Source organism: Hoeflea prorocentri (assembly GCF_027944115.1).
Taxonomy (GTDB): domain Bacteria; phylum Pseudomonadota; class Alphaproteobacteria; order Rhizobiales; family Rhizobiaceae; genus Hoeflea_A; species Hoeflea_A prorocentri.
Map to the genome: position 1 here is coordinate 368,637 of NZ_JAPJZI010000001.1, position 24,033 is coordinate 392,669.

Consider the following 24,033-nt stretch of genomic DNA (forward strand, 5'->3'; position numbering starts at 1 on the left):
AGACCGCCATGTCCTTGGAGTACGGTGGAAAGACAGTCTATGGAGCCAATATCGGCATCATGATGCTGGAGACACAGTTTCCGCGCATCCATGGCGATATCGCCAACGCCTACACCTGGCCGTTTCCGGTGCAGTACAGGATTGTGCGCGGGGCGACGCCCGACAAGGTCGTACGAAAGGATCCACTGGCCTTGATTGATGACTTTATTGCCGCTGCAAAGGATCTTGTCGCCGCGGGATGTGATGGGCTGACGACGAATTGCGGCTTCCTGGCGCTTATCCAGGACAAAGTATCCGAAGCGGTGCCTGTCCCCGTGGCGACCTCGTCGCTCATGCAGATCCCGCTGGTTCAGCATATGCTGCCGCGCGGTCAGCGGGTCGGGGTCATAACCATCTCGAAAACCAATCTGTCGCGAGCTCATCTGGAGGCGGCAAATGCGCCGCTGGATACGCCCATTGTCGGCACCGACAATGGCAGAGCCTTCAGCCACGGCATACTGGATGATCAGCCGAGCATTGATTTTGCCGATTGCAGACTCGACCTTCTGGATGCGGCGCAGGAACTGGTCAGCGAGTACGACAATATCGGGGCCATCGTGCTGGAATGCACCAATATGACGCCCTACGCCGCCGATATCCGAAAGTTGACCGGACTGCCCGTCTATTCAATCTACAGCTTTGTCCGCTGGTTCCATCAGGGGCTTGTGCCGGATCGCTTTGACCTGCGGCTCGACGATCCGAGGCCCGGACTCGCAGCCCGCTCGCCCCGCTAGCCAAGCTGACCGCCAAGCTCATCCTCTATGTGAATGCGGATAATCTCGTCGATGGACTGATCGGCAACAAAGCCGAGTTCGATTGCCCGCGCGGGATCAAAGCGGGTGGGGAAACTGCTGACCAACCGGGTGATGAATGCGTCCGGTTCTTCGCGGATCAGGGCCACCCTGTCTTGCCCCGCGACCCGTCCCAGCGCCTCGATCAGTTCTGCGACCGTAGCCGTGATCCCGGGCATTGTCAGCGCCCGGCGCGGACCGACCGCATCCAGATCGACCTCGGCCGCATGAGTGAGAAAACCGGCCGTTGCCCGCGGACTTGAATACCAATGGCGCAGATCGCGTGGAACGGGCAGGACCGCTTCCTTGCCGACAAGCGGCTCGCGCAGGATGTTAGAAAAGAAGCTCGTTGAGGCCTTGTTCGGCTTGCCCGGTCTGATCATGACTGTTGGCAGGCGAATGGAGATGCCGTCAAAAAAGCCCTTGCGGCTGTAATCCATCAGCAAAAGCTCGCCACAGGATTTTTGAACGCCATAGGAAGAAAGCGGCGCGGACAGAAACTCATCGCTGATGATTTCCGGATAGGGCGCGCCGAAGACGCCGATGGACGATGTAAAGACAACACGGGGACAATAGGATTGCGCGCGGATGGCCTCAAACATCATCAGTGTGGCGTTCAGATTTGTGCGATAGCCCTTGTCGAAGTCGAGCTCGGCTTCTCCGGAAACGATGGCCGCAAGGTGAAAGATGACATCCGGTTTTGCGGCGACCATCCGATCGATCTCTGCCGGGTCGCACAAATCGCCCGCCCTGGCTTCCACTGGCCAGGGCGCCGACACCGCTGCCGGCTCCACGACATCGAACAGGGTCATGGAGCTGATTGTCTTGCCGCCGATCGTGCCGGTCCTGCAAAGCCTGTCGGTCAGTTTGCGTCCGACCATACCGGCCGCTCCCGTGATCAAAATGTCCATGATCTTGTTGTCTCTCCATTGAGCCCGTGTTGACGGAGTTTTGATTTGCTTTGCCGGAAAGGCAAGCCATAGGCTGCGGCATGAAACGCCTTCTGCCAAGTCTTGCATTTCTGCTGATGGCCGTCACCAGTCCCGGTGCCTTTGCCGGTGGATTGAACTGGGAAGACCTTCGTTCAAGGGTTGAGTCGGCACCGGTTATGGGTGGCGCTAGGGCGCTGGACCAGAACTCCGGCGGCCCGGTTATCGTAACCTTCTTTGCCTCCTGGTGTCCGCCCTGCACAGATGAATTCAGGCACCTGAACGCCCTGTCGGCTAGCGGCGAATTCAATGATGTGCAGATTGTCGGCATCAATGTCTTCGAGGATTTCGGGGGCGTGGAGGACCCCGGGCGCATGGAGCGCTTTATCGAGCGGACCGAGCCGGATTTTGCCTTGGTGAAGGGATCGAAGGCCATCCGCGCAGCCTTTGGCGGCATTGACCGTATCCCCACTGTTATCGTCTACGGACACGCGGGCGAAGAGGTCTGGCGCTTCGTGCATGAGCGCAATGCGGAAAAGACCCATGCGACGGAAGCAGATTTACGCCAGGCATTGAAACGATTGCAGAACCAATAAAGAAGAAGCCCCCGGGGAGGAACCGGGGGCTTTTCCGTTTTGGAGCGTATCGTTTTGGTGAGGGGGATGCGCTCCCGGGGGAAGCCTGTTAGTTGGTTACCGGGCCAATTGCTCCCTCATATTGGGGGATTTCGCGATCGGAGGCTGCGTTTGCTTCAAGATTGGCCCAGTTCGTCGAACCGATGTTGATGTTGCCGGGGATATCTTCTTCCCAGAAACCCACGACGTTCTTCGTGATGTTCAAATAGAGCTTGCCGTCGACAATGCGCCAAAGATGCGGGTTGGCCGGGACCTTGCCGCCCTTGGCAATGCCATAGGCGCAGTGGCCGTCAAACTGCGGAGCGTATTTTTCCGGGTTGGCGGCGAACTTGTCGCGGTTCTCAGGTGTCGAGAATGCCCATTTTGCGCCATTGTGTTCAACAGTGTAATCGGCATTGCCGCGCACGGCTGAAGGCTGTGCAGTGCCGACGGGAGCCTGATCAAGATCAAAATAGGCAACAACGTCGTAACCTGAAACGGCGTAACCGGAACTGTCTACATACTGATCGCCTGCGAATGCCGAAAAGGCGCTGCCGGCGAGGAAGGTCAATGCGAGGGCTGTTGTGCGAAGTGACATATATTCTCTCCCGTGTGGCTGTGTGGAGCCATAATTACGGCGCGTTGTGGCCGATTGCCATTCACGGCTCTACACAGGTTCGTTAGTTGTGTGTGTTTCTTTGCCGGATGGATGCCAGGGCCATTTGATCAAGGTGCGCGCGCTTGACAAAGGCGGCCGCAACACGAAGTAACGAAAGAGGCTGTGCGAGCGTCTGCACAAGCCCCCGACGGCAACAACGAAACCTGTGAGGCAGACATTGAGAGATCTTTCACGTCCCGGGCGCTCGCCTGTTCTTTCAGGAAAAGCCATGGCGGCCACCTCACATCCGTTGGCAACGCAGGCAGCCATACAGACTCTTCAAAATGGCGGAAACGCAATGGATGCAGCCATTGCCGCCTGTGCGGTGCAATGTGTCGTTGAGCCTCATTCGACCGGGGTCGGTGGGGATTGTTTCTGCCTGTATGCGCCGGAAGGCAGTGATGAACTTGTCGCCTATAATGGGTCCGGCCGGACGCCCGCGGCGACGGACGCCGATGCGCTTTTGCGCAGTGGCATGAAGGATATTCCGAGATATTCGCCGGTTTCGGTCACGGTGCCCGGGGCAATCGATGCCTGGGTCCGGCTTCTCAAAGACCATGGGCGTCTGTCGCTCGCCGAAGTATTGATGCCGGCAATCGGATACGCCGAGGACGGTTTCCCCATTTCTCCGCGCATTCATTTCGATATGGCCAACCAGGCGGAGTTTCTCGGCAACGATCCCGTCAGTTCCGCGACGTACCTAAAGGATGGCAAGGCTCCGGCGGTGGGATCGGTGATGCGTCTTCCGCAATTGGCCAGGACGATGAGGGCGGTTGCCGAGCAAGGCTCCGACGTCTTTTACAAGGGCTGGATCGCGCGCGACATTGTCGAACGATTGCAGGAACTTGGCGGCGTACACACGATGGACGATCTTGCCCGTGCGGGCGGGGAGTATGTTGCGCCAATTGCATCGCGATACCGCGACCATACCATTCACCAGTGCCCGCCCAACGGGCAGGGTGTCATTGCGCTCTTGCTGCTGAACATGATGCAGCGGTTCGATATCGATCCCGGCGGACCGCTGACGGCGGATCGCATTCATCTTGAAATCGAGGCATGCCGGCTTGCCTATGCGGCGCGCAATCATTTTGTCGGCGATCCTGAGTTTTCGGCAGTGCCGGTCGAAGTGCTGCTTTCAGACGATTATGCGCGCAAATTGGCGGGATCCATCGACATGTCCCGGGCAACGGTGCCTGCGGTAGATATTGATGTGCCGCGCCACCGCGATACGGTCTATATCAGCGTGGTCGATGAGGACCGCAACGCCTGCAGTTTCATCAATACGCTGTTTTTTGGCTTCGGCAGCGGCATAACGGCGCCGGAATCGGGCGTAACGCTGCATAATCGCGGCCAGGGCTTTACACTCCAGGAAGGCCATCCGAACCGTATCGCTCCGGGCAAGAGGCCGCTGCACACCATTATTCCCGCCATGGAGACGAAAGACGGCCGTGCGCAGATGTCCTTTGGTGTTATGGGCGGTCAATATCAGGCATTCGGGCATATGCAGTTCTTGTCGCGGTATCATGATTTCGGGCTCGACCTTCAGGAAGCAATGGACGCGCCACGTTTCATGGCCGATCCGTTCAACGGGCAGGTCGAGATGGAGAACGCGATCGATGCCGATATCTGTGAGGACCTTGTTCGGCGTGGCCACGACATCGCGACGGCGTCCGTTCCGATTGGAGGATCGCAGGCCATTGCTATCGATTGGGAAAACAACGTCCTGACCGGAGCTTCTGACCCGCGCAAGGATGGCTGCGCGATCGGCTACTGAAGATATGAGACGGGCCGGCGGTCGACCGATTTCGCGTTAATGATGATCTGCGCCGCCAGAAAGCCGCCTAGTTTGGAATATAACGAGGCCGTCGTCACAATCTCCGGATGATGAAAGCCGGCATTGTTTCATGTCAATTCGGTGATAGATTGTCGCAGAATCATCCGGTAGCAGAGGCCGTTCAACTCTTTCATGCTTCGATTTCTTCGTTCCGAATACGCGCTCATCGTGGGCTTTATCATTACAGGTCTGGCCTATGGTCCGTTTTCGGGCCTGTTTGGTGAGACCTTTACCGGGCCTGTCTATACTGTTTTGTTTGTGGTGCTCTTTACCAGCATGCTGCTGCTTTCGTTCTCGGCAGTGCGGCATGCCGACCATCTGGCCGAACTGCTTGGTGAGCCTTACGGCACGCTGATCCTGACGATTGCCGTCATTACCATTGAGGTTGCCTTGATCTCGGCAATCATGCTCAGCGGCGATGCACAGCCCACCCTTGCACGCGATACGATGATGGCCGTCCTGATGATCGTGATGAACGGCGTTGTCGGTCTTGTGCTGCTTGTGGGCGGGTTCAAACACAGTGAGCAGGAGTTCAATCTGCGGGGCGCCAGCGCCTTTCTGACGGTTCTGGTGACCCTGGCCACGATGACGCTGATCCTGCCGAACTTTACTGTTTCGACACCTGATCCAAGCCTCAGCCGGATACAGGCAGAGTGGTTCGCGGTCATAACGATTGTTCTCTACGTTACGTTTCTGGCGATCCAGACATCGCGTCACCGCTCGTTTTTCATGCAGCCGGGTATGGAAGACGGGGAAGACGCGCATCACGGTCCGCCGGGCGGCGGGTCTGTTTCCTATCATGCCGTGCTGTTGGTGCTGACCCTTGTTCCCGCGGTGCTCCTGTCGAAGAAGCTCGCGGTGCTGGTCGATTTCGGCATCGGCACGTGGAGCCTGCCCGCTGCGATCGGCGGCATTATCATCGCGGCACTTGTGTTGGCGCCGGAGGCGCTTGCGGCCTTTCATGCCGCGCGGCAGAACTACCTTCAGCGGGCGGTCAATATCTGTCTCGGATCGGCGCTTGCGACCATCGGCCTGACTGTTCCGGCAGCGCTTGCCATTTCCATCTTTTTCAACAAGGAAATCCAGCTCGGTATCGGCAACACCGACATGACATTGCTGCTTTTGACCATGTTCGTCAGCGCGCTGACATTCGGCGGAACCCGTACGAACATGCTGCAAGGCGCTGTCCATCTGGTGATATTCGTCGTCTATATCGTGCTGATCTTCAATCCCTGATATCCGGATGGTCCGGGCCTTGCGGAAAGGACTTGTGCGGCGTCATTGCGCCGCGGTGGCTGCTACATTTTTGGCAATTGAAATCAGGCCGGCTATGCCAATAATGGCAGCGGGGTGCTTCAACCGAGAACGGAAGATTCGCGATGGCAGACTTCAGCGACCCAGTTATTCTTGCCCGCATTCAGTTCGCGTTTACCGTCTCGTTCCATATCATTTTCCCGGCGACGTCCATCGGGCTGGCGAGCTTCCTTGCATTCGTGCAATGGCGCTGGATGCAAACCCGTGAAGAAGTCTATCTGACCCTTTTTGATTTCTGGATCAAACCGTTCGCCGTCGTGTTCGGCATGGGTGTCGTATCCGGCCTGATGCTGAGTTACGAATTCGGCACCAACTGGAGCGTTTTCGCCGACAAGGCCGGCCCGGTGATCGGCCCGCTGATGGGTTACGAGGTCATGACCGCATTCTTCGTCGAGGCGGGCTTTCTCGGTGTTATGCTGTTCGGACGCGACAAGGTCGGTCCAAGATTGCATTTTTTCGCAACCTTCATGGTGGCGGCGGGCACGCTCGGATCGGCCTTCTGGATCCTGAGCGTCAATAGTTGGATGCAGACGCCGGCCGGCTACGGCATGAACGAGGCGGGACAGTTCATTCCGCTGAGCTGGATGGAGGTGATCTTCAACCCGTCCTTCCCCTATCGCTTCGTCCATATGGTCTTTGCCGCCTATCTGACGACAGCGCTGGTCGTGGCGGCAACGGCCGCCTATCATTTGCGCCGCGCCCGGCAGAACCGCACGACGCGCAAGATGTTCTCGCTGGCCATGTGGATCATCGCCATTGTCGCACCGCTGCAGATCCTTGCCGGCGACCAGCACGGGCTTAATACCTATGAGCACCAGCCGGCCAAGGTTGCCGCGCTGGAGGGGCATTTCAAGACCCGCAAGGCAGCACCGGAGTATATTTTCGGCTGGCCCAATATGGAGACCGGCGAAATCGACTATGCGGTTTCCATTCCCTATCTCGGGTCGTGGATTCTTACTCATGATTTCAACGCGGAGGTTGTCGGACTTGACCAGTTTCCGCGCGAAGACTGGCCGAACGTTAATATTCTGTTCTGGTCATTCCGGATCATGGTGGGGCTCGGCCTGTTGTTCTTCACGCTCGGCTGCTGGGGCCTGTGGAAGCGATATCGCGGCCAGCTTTACGACAGTCCGCGGCTGGCACAGTTCGCACTGATGCTCGGGCCGACCGGCTATATCGCGGTTCTGTGCGGCTGGGTGACGACGGAGGTCGGCCGGCAGCCCTATACGATCTACGGCCTTTTGCGGACGTCGGATTCCGTTTCTCCGGTCGCCGCGCCGGCGGTGGCCACATCGCTGGCCGCCATCGTGGTCGTCTACCTCTTCGTCTTCGGACTGGGGACGCTCTATACGCTGCGGCTTTTGGCCAAAGACCCGCCGGACAGCCCTGCCGAACAGCAGCGTGGACTGCTCGATCAGGGCGGACGCCGCGCCGTCCGGATCTGGCGGCTCATATGGCCGGGCAGGGAGGTCTAGCGATGGACTATGCTTTGATCTGGGCGCTCATTCTCGCCATCGGTGTCTTTGTCTATGTCGCACTGGACGGCTTTGATCTTGGCGTCGGTATCCTGTTTCCCCTTCTTGAAGACGAGCAGGAGCGCGATACCGCCATCGGCGCCATTGCGCCTGTCTGGGACGGCAATGAAACCTGGCTGGTCCTTGGCGGCGGTGGATTGCTGGCGGTGTTTCCGCTGGCCTATTCGGTCATCTTTCCAGCGCTTTATGTGCCGCTCATCGCGATGCTGTTGGCGCTGGTCTTCAGGGGCGTTGCCTTCGAGTTCCGGGTGCATGCCGGCCGTCACAAGCGGTTCTGGGATCATGCCTTTTTCGGCGGTTCACTGGTCGCTGCATTTGCCCAGGGCATATCGCTCGGCGCATGGCTGCAGGGAATCGAGGTTGTCGGGCGGTCCTATAGCGGCGCGTGGTGGGACTGGCTCACGCCCTTTTCGGTCGCAACGGGGCTCGCCCTGGTGTTCGGCTATGCATTGCTTGGCGCGGCATGGCTTAACCTGAAAACCGAGGGAGCGCTGAATGCCCGTGTGAATCGTTTGATCATCCCGCTGGCGGCGGCGACGATCGGCTTTATCGTCGCGGTCAGTCTCTGGACACCGTTTATGAACGAGCGCTATGCCGCGCGCTGGTTTACGTTTCCGACGATGATTTACGCCTTGCCCGTTCCGCTCTTTGTCGCAGCGACGGTGTTCACGCTATGGCAATCGCTCAAAAATGATAATGCCCTACGCGCCTTCCTCAGCGCTGAACTTCTGTTTCTGCTTTGCTATATCGGCATCGGTATCAGCGTTTGGCCGCATATCGTCCCGACTGCGATAACCATCCATGACGCAGCCGGACCTGACAAGAGCCTCGGCTTCCTGCTTGTCGGTGCGGTCGTTCTCATTCCATTGATTCTTGCCTATACGGCGGCGGCCTACTGGATCTTCCGCGGCAAGGTCAAGCATGGCGGTTATCACCATTGACGGGTGCGGCCATGGACAAGGAAAAGAAAGACATGCCAAAGGGCCCGCTTTGGCGCAGGCTCTTGTGGTTTATCGCCCTTTGGGTCGCGGGCGTGTTGACGATCACCGCTGTCGGCTACCTGTTGAGGAGTTTTTTCATCCCCGGCTAAAGCCTTAACTCGGTTTCAGGATCGAACAGGCAGGCCTTGTTCATGTCGATGGCGAATTGCATGGTCTCGCCCTGATCCGGCGCTTCGTCCGGATCGCAGGCAACGATAACTTCCTGCTCACCAAGCCTTGCCATCAGGATCGTTTCTGACCCGGTGGGTTCCACCATGTCGATGCTGATGTCCACGAGGGTGGACGTGCCGCCCTTGCGTTCCGCCCGTTGCTCATGCGCCGGGCTGAAATGTTCAGGCCGGATACCGAATACAACCTTTTGCCCGGCCTCCAGCCTGGTGTGTGTTTCCGTAATCAGCGGAAGGACCGCGCCATCGCCGCCTTGAAGGACGATGCCGGGAGCATCTCCGGCTCCGGTTATCTCGCCCTGCAGGAAGTTCATTGTCGGCGATCCCATGAAGCTCGCGACAAACCGGTTGGTCGGATTGGAGTAGATATTGTTGGGGGTGTCATATTGCTGCAAAACACCGTTGAACATGACCGCGATGCGGCTGGCCAGCGTCATCGCCTCGACCTGGTCATGGGTGACGTAAACGGTTGTCTTTCCGATATTCTGGTGCAGCTTCTTGATCTCGGTGCGCATTTCGACGCGCAATTTTGCGTCCAGATTGGACAAGGGTTCATCGAACAGGAACAGCTTCGGATCGCGCACGAGGGCGCGGCCCATGGCCACCCTCTGGCGCTGTCCACCGGAGAGCTGGCTGGGTTTGCGCCCGAGCAGGTGATCGATCTGGAGGAGCGCCGCAACGCGGGCGATCTCCCTTTCCCTTTCGGCTTTCGCAATGCCCCGGCTTTCCATGCCGAAGCTCATGTTTTCGCGCACGCTCATGGTGGGGTAGAGCGCGTAGCTCTGGAATACCATCGCGATGTCGCGATCCTTCGGTGCTTCGTTGTTGACGAGATGGCCGTCGATGCGGATCTCGCCCGAGGTCACACTTTCCAGACCTGCAATCATGGAGAGCAGTGTAGATTTTCCACAACCGGACGGGCCGACCAGCGCAATGAATTCGCCGGATTGAGCCTCGAGGTTCACATCCTTCAGAACCTCGACGTGTCCGTAGCGCTTGCGCAGATCCTTGATCAACAATGACGACATGAGTTCAACCTGCTATTTGACTGCGCCCTGGGTCAGGCCGCGCACGAAATATTTGCCGCCCACCAGATAGATGAAAAGAGGCGGAAGAGCCGCCATGATGACTGCCGCCGCTTCGACATTGTAATGGCGTTCGCCGGTTCCTGAGCCGGAGAAGGCGACGATGGCTGCGGTGATCGGCTGCTTATCGCCGGATGTGAACACGGTGCCGAACAGGAACTCGTTCCAAATCCCGGTGAACTGCCAGATCACCGTGACGATCAGGATCGGCGGCGAAAGGGGTAGGATGATGCGGCGGAAGATGCGCCAGAAGCCGGCACCGTCGATCCGCGCCGCCTTGATCAGGTCGTCCGGAATATTGACGAAATAGTTCCGACAAAACAGCGTCGTGAAGGAGACGCCCTGAACCGTATGGACAAGCACCAGCCCGGCAATCGTGTTTGAGAGCCCCACCGTTCCCAGAACATAGGCCCAGGGCAGCAAGGTCATCTGCGCCGGCAGGAAGACGCCAAGCGTGATCAGACCGAATATGAGGCCGTCTCCACGGAAGCGCCATTTCGACAGGATGTAGCCGTTGACGAGACCCAGCGCCGTCGACAGGGCCGTTGCCGGGATCGTCATCAGGAGCGAGTTTTTGTAGAAGCGCGAAACGCCCTCGCAGGTTCCGCCGATGCAGAACGTGCCCCAGGCTTCGGCCCAGTATTGCAGGGAAAAGGAAGCCGGCCAGGAGATGAAACCCCTTCGCACAATGTCGTCGAGCGGTCGCAGCGTGTTTGTTGAAATGATGATCAGCGGCGCCAGGTAGACAAAGGCGAAGATGCCAAGGGTCAGATAAACCCCGAATTTGGACATGAGCTGCCGGTTCCGGCTTCCCGTGGCCAACGGGTCGAATTCCTGACGGGTTGCAGTCTCAGCCATGGCCGCCGCCCTCCTTGCGTTGCCGCCAGACCGACCAGAGCGCATAAGGCACGAGCACGAGTGCAAGAGCCGCCAGGATCATCACCGCCGCGGCAGCGCCCTGTGCTATCTGTCCGCGCTGAAACATCAGATCATAGACGACGATGGCCGGGACGGTTGTTGCGACGCCGGGACCGCCCTGGGTCAGCGCGACGACGAGGTCATAGGTCTTGATCGCGAACTGAAGCAGCACGACCGTTACGGCCACGAAGATCGGCCATATGGTCGGCAAAATTACCCGGCGGTAGATGCGCGGCATCGATGCGCCGTCGATCTGCGCCGCCTTGACGAGATCGCCGTCCACGGACCGCAGGCCGGCGAGGATCAGCGCCATTGCAAAGCCGGACGCATGCCAGATCGCCGTAAGCACAACGACATAGAGCGCGACGTCGCGGTCGGCGATCCAGTTGAATTTTGCCGTCACCCAGCCGATGTCCTTCAGGGCCAGTTCGATGCCGGTCTGGGGATGGAAAATCCAGCGCCAGACAGTGCCTGTGACGATAAAGGAGATGGCGAGCGGATAGAGATAGATGGTGCGCCAGATGGCTTCAAAACGCACACGCTGATCGATCAGGATCGCCAGCAGGGTGCCAATCACCAGCGCTCCAAGCACGTAGAGCGCGCCGAATACAAAAAGGTTCTGATAGGCGAAGGTCCAACGCTTGCTTTGCCACAAAGCCGCATAGGGGCCAAAGCCGCCGTAGTCGAGTTGGGGCAGGAGCGTGGAGTTGGATATCGAAACCCAGAACGTCCAGCCGGAAAACAGCACCACATAGACAAAGGCCGCGAAGATCGATGGCACCAGCACGAACTGTGGAGTCAAGCGGGACAAGCGCTGCCACAGTGCGTTTTGCCGGGTATTACCCTGCTGCTGCATCAAGGACCTCCTCCAGACTTTTGTCGGCACGTGACCGGCAGGCGGCCCCGCATCGGCGGGGCCACCCGTAATCATCGTCTTATTGCTGCAGCTCGACAGCGTCGGCCAACTGGTTTGCGGCTTCTTCCGGCGTGATGGAAGGATCGGCGACAAACTCGGTGATGACCTCCATCATGGCGCCGCGGTACTTCTGGAGAACCGTCATATTGTGCGCCATGGAACGCACCAGCGTGCCTTCGGAAACCGATGCCTTCAGGTCCTCAAGACCCTTTTGCTGGCACTGGGTAAAGCCGCCCTCGGACAGATCAACATCCGTACGCGAAGGAATGGAGCCCTTGGCGACATTGAATGTGACCTGGAATTCCGGGGACATAATGATCTTGGCCAGGAGCTCCTGACCCGTCACATAGTCCGGATCGCTCTGCTCGAAGAAGACAACGGAGTCGGCGTTCAAAATGAAACCGTTGCCGCCCCAGTCGACTGGGGTCTGGTTACACAGGTAATCGACGTCTTCCTTGTATCCGGCAAGATTGGCGGAGGCGACGGTCCAGTCGCCCATCAGGAAGAAGGCAGCATCTCCATCCATCGTCATCGCCATGGATTGTTCCCAGGACCGGCCGTTGATGCCGTCATCCATATAACCGACCATCTTGCGCAACTGTGCGAAGGCATCGATCATGCCCTGGCTGCGCATGGCGTCGGTATCGGCTTCCTGGAAGGCCTTGCGGTAGAGATCCAGATCCATGCCGTAAACGATGCTGTCGAAGGTCGTCGTGTCCGACCAGTCGGCGGCGCCATGTGCGATGCAGATCTTGCCGGCGGCCTGAACCTTTTCGCAGGCTGCATTGAATTCGGCCCAGGTTTTCGGAACTTCGATGCCCAGATCGTCAAGGATCTTCTTTGAGCTGTAGAGCCAGTTGACGCGGTGAATGTTCATCGGCGCGGCAACCCAGTTTCCCGTCGGCTTCATCACCGAGATCAGCTCAGGCGCGACGACCGCGTCCCAGCCTTCCGAGGATGCAACACCATCGAGATTTGCCGTTCGGCCCGTGGCGTTCCATTCGGCAATTTCCGGACCTTTGAGCTGCACCGCAGCAGGCGCGTTGCCGGCGACAACGTCGGAGCGCAGCTTGGCCAACGTGTTCGAGGTATGACCGGAAATCGCGGTCTGCTCCCATACACCGCCGGCTTCCTCGAACATCTCACCGAGTTTGGCGATGGCTGCGGCTTCGGAGCCTTGCGCCCATTGGTGCATCATGTTGGTCTTTGGTTCAGCCTGAACACCAGCGACCTGAGCGCCGAGCGCAATGGTGCCAAGCAGTGTGGTGATCGTTAGTGTTTTCCCTTTATTTTCCATGGGTACCTCCCGTTGTTTCTAGGAAAAGGGTCTTCAGTGTGTCGCTGAAAGCGATGGCCGGGTGCGGCCGGCTTTAGCGAATCTGCAAATGGCGTGAAGTCGTTTCACGGCGCGCCTCAATAGGTTGCCCGCCCGCCGGACAGGTCGAAGGCTGCGCCGGTGGTGAACGAGTTTTCAGCCGAAGCCATCCAGAGGATCATGCTGGTGATCTCCTCTACCGTGACAAAACGGCCTCGGGGTATCTTGGAAAGCATGTAATCGATGAACTCGTCAGTGACCTGATCGAGGATGCGTGTCCTGGCCGTTGCGGGCGTCACGCAATTAACAGCGATATCGTGTGTCGCTGTCTCCTTGCCGAGCGACTTGGTCAAGGCAATCACGGCTGCCTTGGATGCGGAATAGGCCGAGGCGTTTGGATTGCCTTCCTTTCCGGCGATGGAGGCGACATTGACGATGCGCCCGTAGTTGCCGGCGATCATTGCCGGAATGACTGCCTTGCAGCAGTGAAACGTTCCGTCGAGATTGACGGCCTGAACCTTGCGCCATTCGTCCGGCGGATAGCCGGCGACCGTGTCGGTGGGGCCCGCAATACCGGCGCTGTTGATGAGCACATCAACCTTGCTCAACCCGGCTTCGGTGTTTTCAAGCGCCGCGCTAACGCTGGCAAAATCGCTGACATCGACCGTCACCGGCAGAATTGAATCTGCGGGAAGCGCAGCGACCCGTGGCTCCAATGCTGTGACGTCGAGGTCCCAGATGGCGACGCGGGCTCCCGATATGACCAGGCGTTCGGCAACGGCTGCTCCGATACCATTTGCGCCGCCGGTGACAACGGCGACCTTGCCTGAATAGTCGTAGCTGTTCATGCCGCCACCTCGCTTAAGTTGACGACGCGCTGCTGCTGCTCGCCTAGACCGTCAATGCCGAGAGACACGTTGTCACCGGGGCCGAGCCAGACCGGTGGTTTCATGCCGGCACCAACGCCGGGCGGAGTGCCGGTGCAGATGAGGTCTCCCGGCTCCAGACGCATGAATTCGCTCAGATAGCTGACGATGGTCGCAACGTCGAAAATCATCGTATTTGTGTTGCCGGACTGCATTCTCTGTCCGTTGACATCGAGCCACATCGGCAAGGCGCGTGCGTCCGCGACTTCGTCGCCTGTTACGATCCACGGGCCCGTCGGGCAGAAATTCGGAAACCCTTTGCCCTTTGCCCATTGCCCGCCCCGTTCAAGCTGCCAGGACCGCTCGGAGACGTCGTTGACCACCGTGTAGCCAAGCACATGGTCGAGCGCGTTCTCGCGTTCGACATTGAGTGCAGCCGTGCCGATGACAATGCCGAGTTCGACTTCCCAGTCGAGTTTGGACATTTTCGGTGAGTAAAGGATTGGATCGTTCGGCGCGCAGAAGGTCCCGGACGCCTTGTTGAAGAGGATCGGTTCCTCGGGGATGTCCATTCCGGCTTCCGCAGCATGGTCGGAATAGTTCAGGCCGATACAGTAAATATTGCGCGGCTGTGTCATCGGCGTGCCGATACGCGCGCCGGCGGTCTCAACTGCCTCAAGCGTTGTCGGATCGGTATTGCCCAGCGTATCGGCGAGCAGCGGAATGGTCTGCGGTGTGAAATCCGCGACGAGCGGAGAGACGTCGCGCGCCGTGCCCGTGTCGTCCAACATGCACGGTATCTCGCTGCCTTCTCTTCCGACACGCAGTAGCTTCATGCTGCATTCTCCTTGTTGTTCTTCTTGCCCCACCAGGTTCCGGCAAGCGGCCTGCCGCCAACGAATGCCGAAGCGCCGAGTTCGTCCTGAATGCGCAGGCATTCGTTCCATTTCGCCATGCGCTCGGAGCGGGCGAAGGATCCGACCTTCAATTGTCCGCCGCCCAGACCTGTCGCCAGATGGCTGATCGAGACGTCTTCCGTCTCGCCCGACCGTGCCGAGACGATGGAACGCCAGCCGGCCGCCTGTGCCGCGTCAAATGTGTTGATCGATTCGGTTACCGTTCCGGCCTGATTGACCTTGACGAGAACGGCATTGCAGGCACCGCGCGCGGCCGCCTGCTCGACAAGGCCAGCATTGGTCACAAGATAGTCGTCTCCAATGATCTGGACGCGCTCACCGAACCGGCGGGTGAATTCCTCCATGCCGTCGGCATCGTCCTCGCCGAGGGGATCTTCGATCGAAGCGATGGGGTAGGCGTCGAGCCAGTCGCCCAGCATGTCGATCATGGCGGCGCTGTCCAGTTCACGATCTTCGAGCGCCAGCCTGTAACGTCCATCCTGTCCAAACTCCGATGCCGCGATATCGAGTGAGATCACGACGCGTTCGCCGGGCTTTTCTCCTGCCTTCTCGATGGCACTGACCAGTGTTTCGAGCGCCTCTTCATTGCTGTCGAAGACCGGCCACCAGCCGCCTTCATCGGCGACGCCGGCAATCTTCCCGCGTGACGCCATAATGTCGCCGGCGGCAAAATAGACCTCGTTGGTCACTTCCATGACTTCATCCAGGCTGGAAGCGCCCGGCACCATGATCATGAAATCCTGAATGTCCACACGGCGTCCGGCGTGCGCGCCACCGCCAAAAATCTGAATTTCCGGCAAGGGCAGGGACGGTGTGTGCCGATAACGGTCGGCAACATGCCGCCACAGGGGCGTGCCGCTGTCGGCGGCGGCCGCATGGAGGACGGCAAGAGACGTTGCAACGGTGGCGTTACCGCCCAGTTTTTCCTTCAGCGGAGAGCCATCGAGCGCCAGGATTGCCGCATCGACGCGTTCCTGCTCGCCGGCCTCGATGCCGATGAGTGCGGGTGCGATCACGTCGTTTACTGCCGCAAGCGCCTTTTTGACACCTTTGCCGCCGAATGCCTTGCCGCCGTCGCGAAGATCAAGTGCCTCGCGGGTGCCGCGGGAGGCCCCCGACGGGGCAATCGCCCGGCCCAGCGCACCGCTTTCGAGCCTTACATCGACCTCGACGGCCGGATTGCCGCGTGAGTCCCAGACCCGTCTTGACCTGATTGATGCGATCGGGCTCACGCGTCGACCCCTTCCATTCGATTTGTCAGTTCGCGGGTGAAATCCCGCAGCGTAGGGGTCGGCGCCTTGACAAAGCCAAGGGCGAGGCCGCGGATCCTGTCCTGTTCTGCGGCGCTCAGATACTCGACCGGCGATTTGCCATCGATCCGGGCCAGCATCAGCGCCGGTACGAGGCCGCATATCCGCTCTTCAAGCTTGTTTTTCGGCTCCCAGACAATGTGAGCCGAATAGGCATTCCAGAATTCAACAACGCCGGACAGCAGCCGTTGTCGCGAGGCGGGCAGATGCGCGGCCTTGAGGATCAGGTGATTGATACAGAATGACGCATCGAAACTGGCATCGCCCATCGTTGCGCATTCGGCGTCAAGGATCACCGGCTGACCGTTTCTGAACAGGATATTCTTCGGGCTGATATCGCCGTGCACGAGGACCTGCCCACTTTCGAAGAGCATTTCGGCAAGTGCGACAAGTTCATCGGCAACTTCCGGATGACGGCCCGCCGTGAAGGTCAGGTATGGCTCAATGCGCAGGGCGCGAAAGTCCTCGCGATTGTGAAACGGAGCGGTATCGAAGCCCGGCTGTGTCGAGATGGCATGTATCTGCCCGAGCAGGTTTCCGACCCGCCCTGCCTCGCTGCGATCCTCGCGCTCTTCCAGCAGCGCGGCTTTCCACAGATAGACATCGCTGCCCTGCAGATATTCCATGGCAAAGCCGTGCAGGTGTTCGGAACTGCCAAAGAGTTGCACCGCGCTGCCCGGAGCAATGCGGGCCGCAACGCGCAGCCATTCATATTCCGCACGGTTCCTGTGGACGGGCGCGCGCCAATCCTCTTTGACCTTCAACTTGGGCAGGGCGAATTTGGCGCAAATGCTCTTGTCACCCAGATCGACGACCGCGATGTCGGAGGCAACGCCCCCGGAAAGCGGATCGATCCGCACGATCTGATCTCCTGACCCAAGCCCAAGTTCAACGACCAGCTCACGGCATTTTTTTTCGATGGTGGAGATGACGCCTCTGCCTTCAAGTTGCAATGTTCACGTGAACAATTACAATTAGCCCTGAGGCTGAGTCAAGACAGGAATGTCTGCAAATGATAGAAAGCCGTGTGCCGAGGGGGGCAAATTGTCCAAACGCGTAACAATCAAGTCCATTGCGAAAGACCTTGGGATCTCGCACATGACGGTGTCCCGGGCGCTTTCAGACAATCCCAATGTGCATGCCAAAACCCGTGAGGCGGTGGTCAGGCGTGCAGCCGAGCTCGGCTATGTGAAAAGCGCGGCGGCAAAGGCGATGCGCGGTGACGGGACCAAGATCATCGGCCTGCTTTTGCCCAATATCGTCAACGAGTTTTACGCCCGTTTCGCCAATACGCTGGCCGAGGCCTGCGAGGAGGGCGACTACCATCTGATCATCCACCTGACGAATGATGATATCGAACTTGAGCAACGCTCACTGCAGCGATTGCTGGAAGTGCAGGCGATGGCCGCGATCATGGTGCCGGCTCCGGGCGATCCGGGCGAGAGTCTGAAACGCCTGGGTTCGATGAAGATCATCCAGCTCATCCGGCAGAGACGCTCGGATAAGCCGACCGCATCCATTCTTGTGGACGACGAGGCAGCCATTCGCGACGCGGTCATTCATCTTGCAGGCATCGGTCATCGCGCCATTGCCTATATTGGCGCAGATGCGGCTTTATCATCGGGCCGCAGCCGCCTTTCCGCCTTCAAATCCGGGCTCTTGGCGTCGGAGGTGACGGAGATTGCCGAGCTCATCCATGTGGGTTCTCCGTCTTTCGAGATGGGGCGAAGTTGTGCACGCCGAATACTGGAGGAGCGTGTCGCAACCGCAATCGTGTGCGGGGGGTTCGAGATTTCGAACGGCGCCCTGACTGCCCTGCTTGAAGCCGGTAAGGGCGTCTTGGAGGAGGTCGAGTTCGTCGGCTATGGCGACCCGTCATTTTATGCCTGGCTCATGGGCGGTATATCGACGATCCGTATTCCGGTTGATGATCTTGCTTTCAAGGCGGTCGACATGCTGGACGGGGATGCATCCAGCGGCAGGCTGGTATCTTTCCCGGCCGAACTGACTGTCAGGGGCGGCGTTTCCTGACCGGAAACAGGCCCTCTGCATCATTGATTATTCGTCTCGACAATTGCCTTGATGGGTGCCCGATCGGCAGATCGCGATGATGCGTGGCTTTCACTGCCAAAACGGTCATCATGTTTTGCCCGCGTTTTTCTGCTAGCCTGATGCGCGTTGCGTCGCGCCGGATTGGTGCAATTGGTAATTGTTCAAGGGCCAAGGGCGGTATTTTAGGGCCCGCTGCAAACACTGCATTGCGGACCGAACCATCGAGGAGGACAGACATGCTTGAAACCACCATCGACAGGGAAAACAACCTGATCATAGCCACGGCGCGCGATACGCTGAGCGAGGCCGATTTCGACGGTCTTTCCGAGAATATCAACGACTATATCAATAGCACGGACCGGGCACCGGGGATTGTGCTGAATGCGGAAACCCTGCCGCACTGGAAGAATGCGGCCGCTATGTTCGCCCATTTAAAGCTGGTGCGCGAGCACGAAAAGGTACTGCCGAAAGTGGCGCTGGTCAGCGATAACTCGGCATTGTCGATCATGCCGTCGCTGGTTGATCATTTTGTCCGAGCCAAGGTGCGGCATTTTTCGCATGACGCCTTTGACAAGGCGGTCGAATGGGCGGCGCTTGAAGATGACCCTTCCGGTTCGATCAGGATCATGGAAGGATTTCCGGCAGATGTGATCGCCTACGAGGTGATCGGCACACTCTCATCGCGCGATTACAAGACCATCCTGACGCCGCTTGTCGAGGAAAAACTCAAGGGCCACGACAAGATCAAGATCCTGGTTGTGCTTGGTGATGCGTTTGATGGTGCAACCGCATCCGCCTTGTGGGACGATGCCTGGCTTGGGCTTGGACATATTGCCGCTTTTTCCAAGATCGCCATTGTGTCGGACATTGAATGGATACGTAATGGCGCGAAGGTTTTCGGCCCGCTGATGCCCGGTCAGTTACACATCTTTGATACCGGTGCGATCGATGACGCTCGAGCCTGGATTATCAGCTGAGAGTGTTCCAGAACCGGCCGGAGCAAGCGCTGTCATCTCAAACTCGTCAAAGAAGGACTGCCCATGACGTTGCCGTTCCAGACAGACCTGTCCGTCAAACCGGAAGTGATTGCTTTCTTCGACGAGGGGTCCAATACGATCTCCTACATTGTGCGCGATCCCGGATCGGTATCGTGTGCCGTCATCGACGCGGTTATGGAAATCGACTATGCGGCCGGCCGGCTGACCTTTGAGGGCGCCGATGCGATTATCGAACGCATCAGGGCGGAAGGATGGACACTTGAATGGCTGATTGAGACGCATATCCATGCCGACCATCTGTCCGGCGCGCCCTATATCCAGAAACATCTGGGTGGCAAGATCGGTATCGGCGAACAGGTGACCGTCGTTCAGGACACATTCGGCAAGATCTTCAATGAAGGCACGGAGTTCCAGCGCGACGGATCGCAATTCGATCGCCTTTTCACCGATGGTGACACCTACCGGATCGGGGCCATGAACGTCTTTGTCATGCATACACCTGGGCACACGCCGGCCTGCATGACCCATGTCATCGGCGATGCAGCCTTTGTCGGCGATACCTTGTTCATGCCCGACGGCGGCTCGGCCCGGGCCGACTTCCCCGGGGGCGATGCGCGCACGCTCTACCGCTCCGTGCGCCGTGTCCTTGAACTGCCGCCGGAAACCCGACTTTTCATGTGTCATGACTATGGCCCCAATGGCCGGGAAATCCGCTGGGAAACGAGTGTAGCGGAAGAACGGACCAACAATATTCATGTCAAAGACGGTATTGACGAAGATAGCTTTGTCCAGATGCGTGAAGCGCGGGACGAGACGCTTGCCATGCCGAAGCTCATCATCCCGTCCCTGCAGGTCAATATGCGTGCCGGCCGATTGCCGCCCAAGGACGACAAGGGCGATGTGTTTTTGAAAGTGCCCATCGACAAGCTTTGACCGCGCCCCGCAACAGGCGTCCGTTTCTTTGCGTCAGGGGCTTTACATTTGCCTGTCGCACAAGACATACTACCGAGTATGTTGGTTGCTGATAGGCGCCGGTGACAAGGCGCGAATGGGGAGGCTGGTTTGAGCTATCTTGACGATCTTTTTTCGGTTGCCGGGAAGACGGCACTGGTGACAGGCGGTGCGACCGGCATCGGCAAGATGGTGGCAAGTGCGCTTGTCAGGGGCGGCGCACATGTTCTGATCGCCTCGCGCAAGGGCGAGGCCTGCGAGGCCGTTGCGGCCGAGCTCAACGCCATGAATGCACCGGGATCGGCCGTCGGATTTGCCGGCGATGTCGGGACGGAAGAGGGAGTCGCCGCCCTCGTCTCCGACGTCAGGGCGCGAACCGATGTGCTTCATATTCTTGTCAACAATGCAGGTGTTACCTGGGGAGAGCCGCTCGAGACCTTTCCACACGCTGCCTGGCATAAGGTGATGAACATCAATGTTGGTGGGCTGTTCACGCTGACACGCGAACTGCTGCCGCTCCTCGATGCAGGTTCATCGGATGATGATCCTGCCCGCATCATCAATCTGGGATCTGTCATGGGAACGCAGCCGGTTGCCGAGGGTGCCTATTCCTATTCCGCCTCGAAGGCGGCGGTGCATCATCTGACAAGAATCCTCGCCAATGAATTTGCAAAGCGCCGGATTACTGTGAATGCATTTGCGCCGGGCCCGTTCCAGAGCAAGATGACTGCCTTTGCCACGGCAAGTGATGAGATGGCGCAGAAGGTCGGCAAGGGTGTGCCGCTCGGGCGTATTGGAAGCCCTGACGACATCGCCGGGGCCACCCTTTATCTTTGCAGCAAGGGCGGTTCCTATGTTTCCGGTGCCATCCTGCCATTGGACGGTGGCCTTTCTGTCTATAGTTCGATGGGTCTTTTCGCACACGCGCTGGAATAGCCCAGTGCCTCGGGGTTGCGTTGCGTCCCCGAGATCGTCCTGTTTCTCCGGAGTGGGGAGGTGATGCCGCCATGAGCAAGTCCAATGATCTTGATGCAGGGCCCCTTGGCGCCGAGCTGGAGGCCGGTATCAAAGGCTTTGAGGGGCTGCGGGAGATTTCGAAATTTGACACGGGTCAGTCGAACCCGACCTATCTGCTGAAAGCGGACAGCGGCGCGTATGTGTTGCGTGCAAAGCCGCACGGCCAGTTGCTGAAGTCGGCTCATCAGGTCGATCGTGAATTCCGCGTCATGCAGGCCCTTAGCGGCAGCAATGTGCCGGTGCCGCAGATGCTTTATCTCTCAAAGGAAGACTCGTCCATCGGCCGTATGTTCTTCGTGATGAGCTATCTGGAGGGGCGTATTTTCTGGCAACCGGATTTGCCGGAATGCGACAGGGATGAACGCGGCCCGATTTACGATGCTATGAATGCTGCACTGGCGGCGCTGCACGATGTTGACCCGTCGGCTGTCGGTCTTGGAGATTTTGGCAAGCCCGGAAGCTATTTCGAACGCCAGCTCAGCCGCTGGAGCAAACAGTACAAGGCGAGCGAAACACAGCCGAACCGCGATATGGACGCGCTGATCCTCTGGCTGGAAAAGCACCTGCCGGCGGATGACGGGCAGGTCTCGCTGGTTCATGGCGACTACCGCATCGACAACATGATCTTTGCTCAGGACAAGCCCGAGATCCTTGCGGTGCTTGACTGGGAACTGTCGACCCTTGGCCATCCGCTTGCCGATCTCGCCTATCAGTGCATGCAGTGGCGGCTACCGCACAATACCGGTTTTCGCGGTCTTGGCGGTCTTGATCGCAAGGCCCTGGGGCTTCCGAGCGAAGAAGACTATGTCGCCGCCTATTGCCGGCGCAGGCAGATTGAGCGGATCGAACACTGGTCGTTCTATCTGGCGTTTTCCTTTTTCCGGCTGGCGGCGATCCTTCAGGGGGTTTTGAAGCGGGCGCTGGACGGTAACGCGTCCAATCCGAAAAGGGCCAAGGAAATGGGTGTGGCTGTGCCTGTGCTGGCGGCCATGGCGATGCAGCTGACGAGGGAGGAGGCCTGAAATGGCGGGTCTGTTTGAAGGTGCAACGGTTCTGATTACCGGCGCTTCCGGGGGGTTTGGAAGCGGGGCCGCCCGGCGTTACGCCTCGGAAGGGGCGCGGCTGGTCCTGTCGGATTACGACGAAGGGCGGCTTGAGGCCATTGCCGGCGAAGTCTCGGATGCTTGTGGCTGCGAGGTGGCGATGCTGGCCGGTGATGTGGCCGAGGAAAGCCTGTCGGAGAAGCTTGTGGCCCTCGCCGTCGAGCGTTTCGGCCGCCTTGACGTTGCCGTCAACAATGCCGGTATCGCCCAGGACGCCTTTGAGAAACTCCCCAAGACGTCTTCTCGGGAGGCGCGCCGTATTCTCGATGTTGATCTCCTCGGCATGTTCTTCGCGCTCAAACACCAGCTTCCGGTCATGGAGCGTCAGTTTCGCAGTGGCGGAAAGGGAGGCTCGATCGTCAACGTTGCGTCCGTCGCCGGAGTAACCGGCGCATCGGGCCTTGCCGTCTATGCGGCGGCCAAGCACGGCGTTGTCGGTCTGACCCGCTCAACCGCTCAGGAATATGCGCGTCTGGGCATTCGTATCAATGCGGTCTGCCCTTCCTTTGCACGCACGCCCATGGCGACCGACATGCTGAATGTCGAGGTTCGCGGGCGCGTGGTGACCGAGGAGCAACTTGTGCGCGGAATACCGATGGGCCGGCTGGCGGAGGTCGAGGAGGTCGTGGAGGCGTTTGTTTTTGCGTCTTCACCGAAGAACTCGTTCATGACCGGTCAGACCATCCATGTCGACGGTGGTCTGACCGGCTATTGATCAATCGCCGATTTCGGCGGGCCTGCCGGCGATCGTATCGAAATAGTGAGCGGCAAAGAACCGGACATCGATATCGAGCAGGGCTGTGTGCTGTGGCCGCTGCTGCCAGCTCGGATCAACCGTCGGTTTGCCTGTCGGATTGAAGATGGTCTGTCCGATACCCGGGCCATCGGTGGCGGCGGCGATTGCGCCGCGCTTTTGTTTGTAAACGCCCGGAATGGTCAGATAGGCCAAAGCCATGACATCATGGGGGATACAGCCGTTGAGGCCGGAATGGCTGCGGTAGAAGCGGGCGTAGAAGCGAGCCATGTCCGACAGCAGCTTGCCGACCTTCGGATTGGCATCTTCAAGATCGGCGAAGAAATGCGGCGACAGGACAACCTTGGTCGTCACATCGAGCGGTGACAGGACAACGGGCCAGGACGCGGCGAAAACCTTTTCGGCGGCATGCGGATCGTTCCAGATATTCGCTTCGGCAACCGGCGACACATTGCCGGGAATATAGACTGCGCCGCCCATGATCGACACGGATTTGACGCGTGATGCGATGGTCGGATCGATGTCGAGCGCCCGCGCCAGATTGGTCAACGGGCCAATGGCGCAGATGTCGATTTCGCCGGGCATTTCCCGCGTCTTTTGCACCAGATATTCTGCGGCTGATTGAGAAACGGCTGAGTTGGCGGATTTCGGCACCTCGACATTGCCAAGCCCATTGCGGCCATGGACAAAATAGCTGTGCGGTCTGGGCTCCATGACGAGCGGACGGGTTTGGCCCTGTGCGACATCGCATTCATGGCCGAAGCAGTCGAGAAGGGCGAGGGCATTCTCCGTCGCCTCGGAGACTGACACATTGCCGAAGATTGTCGTCAGGGCGATGAGATCGATATCGGGATGGGCGATCGCATATGCGATGGCCATGGCATCGTCGATGCCCGGATCCGTATCGATGATGACCTTGTGTTTCATTGTCAATCCTTCTTCTTGTCGG

24 protein-coding genes are annotated in these 24,033 nt (G+C 58.8%); 13 read left to right on the top strand and 11 right to left on the bottom strand.

What is annotated here, in order from left to right; genetic code table 11:
* Positions 1-8: 8 nt before the first annotated feature.
* Positions 9-773 carry an aspartate/glutamate racemase family protein gene (locus OQ273_RS01700; RefSeq protein ID WP_267988739.1) on the top strand — a complete coding sequence of 255 codons (765 nt, stop codon included), beginning with the start codon at positions 9-11 and terminating at the stop codon, positions 771-773.
* Here the strand turns inward: OQ273_RS01700 and denD are convergent.
* Positions 770-1,741 carry a D-erythronate dehydrogenase gene (gene denD / locus OQ273_RS01705; RefSeq protein ID WP_267988740.1) on the bottom strand — a complete coding sequence of 324 codons (972 nt, stop codon included), beginning with the start codon at positions 1,739-1,741 and terminating at the stop codon, positions 770-772. The genes OQ273_RS01700 and denD overlap by 4 nt on opposite strands.
* A gap of 80 nt (positions 1,742-1,821) precedes the next feature.
* On the opposite strand from denD, the gene OQ273_RS01710 reads away from it, so the two are divergent.
* Positions 1,822-2,355, top strand: coding sequence for a TlpA family protein disulfide reductase (locus tag OQ273_RS01710; RefSeq protein ID WP_267988741.1), 534 nt, complete (start codon positions 1,822-1,824; stop codon positions 2,353-2,355).
* A gap of 88 nt (positions 2,356-2,443) precedes the next feature.
* On the opposite strand, the gene OQ273_RS01715 is transcribed toward OQ273_RS01710, so the two are convergent.
* Complete coding sequence (locus OQ273_RS01715; protein ID WP_267988742.1) at positions 2,444-2,971, bottom strand: YHS domain-containing (seleno)protein; 528 nt, start codon at positions 2,969-2,971, stop codon at positions 2,444-2,446.
* A 238-nt stretch (positions 2,972-3,209) separates the two neighbouring features.
* On the opposite strand from OQ273_RS01715, the gene ggt reads away from it, so the two are divergent.
* The 5 genes from ggt (at position 3,210) to OQ273_RS01740 (ending at position 8,804) form a co-directional block, all read left to right on the top strand.
* Positions 3,210-4,805 (top strand): gamma-glutamyltransferase, encoded by a 1,596-nt coding sequence (ggt, locus tag OQ273_RS01720; RefSeq protein ID WP_425493322.1) that lies wholly within the window; start codon positions 3,210-3,212, stop codon positions 4,803-4,805.
* A gap of 192 nt (positions 4,806-4,997) precedes the next feature.
* Positions 4,998-6,101, top strand: coding sequence for a calcium:cation antiporter (locus OQ273_RS01725; protein WP_267988744.1), 1,104 nt, complete (start codon positions 4,998-5,000; stop codon positions 6,099-6,101).
* 143 nt (positions 6,102-6,244) lie between these two features.
* Positions 6,245-7,654, top strand: coding sequence for a cytochrome ubiquinol oxidase subunit I (locus OQ273_RS01730; RefSeq protein WP_267988745.1), 1,410 nt, complete (start codon positions 6,245-6,247; stop codon positions 7,652-7,654).
* A gap of 2 nt (positions 7,655-7,656) precedes the next feature.
* Complete coding sequence (gene cydB, locus OQ273_RS01735; RefSeq protein WP_267988746.1) at positions 7,657-8,655, top strand: cytochrome d ubiquinol oxidase subunit II; 999 nt, start codon at positions 7,657-7,659, stop codon at positions 8,653-8,655.
* An 11-nt stretch (positions 8,656-8,666) separates the two neighbouring features.
* Entirely contained in the window at positions 8,667-8,804 is a 138-nt protein-coding gene (locus tag OQ273_RS01740) for a DUF2474 family protein (RefSeq protein ID WP_267988747.1), read from the top strand.
* On the opposite strand, the gene OQ273_RS01745 is transcribed toward OQ273_RS01740, so the two are convergent.
* From OQ273_RS01745 to OQ273_RS01780, 8 genes are all read right to left on the bottom strand, one after another.
* On the bottom strand, positions 8,801-9,910 hold the full coding sequence (locus tag OQ273_RS01745) for an ABC transporter ATP-binding protein (RefSeq protein ID WP_267988748.1): 1,110 nt from the start codon (positions 9,908-9,910) through the stop codon (positions 8,801-8,803). The two genes, OQ273_RS01740 and OQ273_RS01745, sit on opposite strands and share 4 nt — an antisense overlap.
* 12 nt (positions 9,911-9,922) lie before the next feature.
* The gene (locus OQ273_RS01750; protein WP_267988749.1) at positions 9,923-10,825 is read right to left on the bottom strand and encodes a carbohydrate ABC transporter permease; all 903 of its coding nucleotides are present in this window, start codon (positions 10,823-10,825) and stop codon (positions 9,923-9,925) included.
* Entirely contained in the window at positions 10,818-11,741 is a 924-nt protein-coding gene (locus OQ273_RS01755; RefSeq protein ID WP_267988750.1) for a carbohydrate ABC transporter permease, read from the bottom strand. The genes OQ273_RS01750 and OQ273_RS01755 overlap by 8 nt, the downstream gene beginning before the upstream one ends.
* Before the next feature lie 79 nt (positions 11,742-11,820).
* Positions 11,821-13,098, bottom strand: a complete 1,278-nt coding sequence (locus tag OQ273_RS01760) for an ABC transporter substrate-binding protein (protein ID WP_267988751.1) — start codon at positions 13,096-13,098, stop codon at positions 11,821-11,823.
* Between the two features lie 116 nt (positions 13,099-13,214).
* Positions 13,215-13,964: an SDR family NAD(P)-dependent oxidoreductase gene (locus OQ273_RS01765; RefSeq protein ID WP_267988752.1), complete on the bottom strand. Its 750-nt coding sequence runs from the start codon at positions 13,962-13,964 to the stop codon at positions 13,215-13,217.
* Positions 13,961-14,818 carry a fumarylacetoacetate hydrolase family protein gene (locus OQ273_RS01770; RefSeq protein WP_267988753.1) on the bottom strand — a complete coding sequence of 286 codons (858 nt, stop codon included), beginning with the start codon at positions 14,816-14,818 and terminating at the stop codon, positions 13,961-13,963. Before OQ273_RS01770 ends, OQ273_RS01765 begins: the two co-directional genes overlap by 4 nt.
* Entirely contained in the window at positions 14,815-16,131 is a 1,317-nt protein-coding gene (gene eno, locus OQ273_RS01775; protein WP_267988754.1) for a phosphopyruvate hydratase, read from the bottom strand. Before eno ends, OQ273_RS01770 begins: the two co-directional genes overlap by 4 nt.
* A complete protein-coding gene (locus OQ273_RS01780) occupies positions 16,128-17,069 on the bottom strand; it encodes a phosphotransferase (protein WP_267988755.1) in 942 nt (313 codons plus the stop codon). Before OQ273_RS01780 ends, eno begins: the two co-directional genes overlap by 4 nt.
* Positions 17,070-17,253: 184 nt before the next feature.
* On the opposite strand from OQ273_RS01780, the gene OQ273_RS01785 reads away from it, so the two are divergent.
* The 6 genes from OQ273_RS01785 (at position 17,254) to OQ273_RS01810 (ending at position 23,045) form a co-directional block, all read left to right on the top strand.
* Positions 17,254-18,240, top strand: a complete 987-nt coding sequence (locus OQ273_RS01785) for a LacI family DNA-binding transcriptional regulator (protein WP_267988756.1) — start codon at positions 17,254-17,256, stop codon at positions 18,238-18,240.
* A 257-nt stretch (positions 18,241-18,497) separates the two neighbouring features.
* Positions 18,498-19,238 (top strand): SpoIIAA family protein, encoded by a 741-nt coding sequence (locus tag OQ273_RS01790; protein WP_267988757.1) that lies wholly within the window; start codon positions 18,498-18,500, stop codon positions 19,236-19,238.
* Between the two features lie 63 nt (positions 19,239-19,301).
* Entirely contained in the window at positions 19,302-20,192 is an 891-nt protein-coding gene (locus tag OQ273_RS01795; RefSeq protein ID WP_267988758.1) for an MBL fold metallo-hydrolase, read from the top strand.
* A gap of 129 nt (positions 20,193-20,321) precedes the next feature.
* Positions 20,322-21,146: an SDR family oxidoreductase gene (locus OQ273_RS01800; protein ID WP_267988759.1), complete on the top strand. Its 825-nt coding sequence runs from the start codon at positions 20,322-20,324 to the stop codon at positions 21,144-21,146.
* Positions 21,147-21,217: 71 nt separating this feature from the next.
* The gene (locus OQ273_RS01805; protein WP_267988760.1) at positions 21,218-22,249 is read left to right on the top strand and encodes a phosphotransferase family protein; all 1,032 of its coding nucleotides are present in this window, start codon (positions 21,218-21,220) and stop codon (positions 22,247-22,249) included.
* A gap of 1 nt (position 22,250) precedes the next feature.
* Positions 22,251-23,045, top strand: a complete 795-nt coding sequence (locus tag OQ273_RS01810) for an SDR family NAD(P)-dependent oxidoreductase (protein WP_267988761.1) — start codon at positions 22,251-22,253, stop codon at positions 23,043-23,045.
* Here the strand turns inward: OQ273_RS01810 and OQ273_RS01815 are convergent, their stop codons facing one another.
* Positions 23,046-24,011 carry a nucleoside hydrolase gene (locus OQ273_RS01815; protein ID WP_267988762.1) on the bottom strand — a complete coding sequence of 322 codons (966 nt, stop codon included), beginning with the start codon at positions 24,009-24,011 and terminating at the stop codon, positions 23,046-23,048. It abuts the gene before it with no gap.
* Between the last annotated feature and the right edge of the window lie 22 nt (positions 24,012-24,033).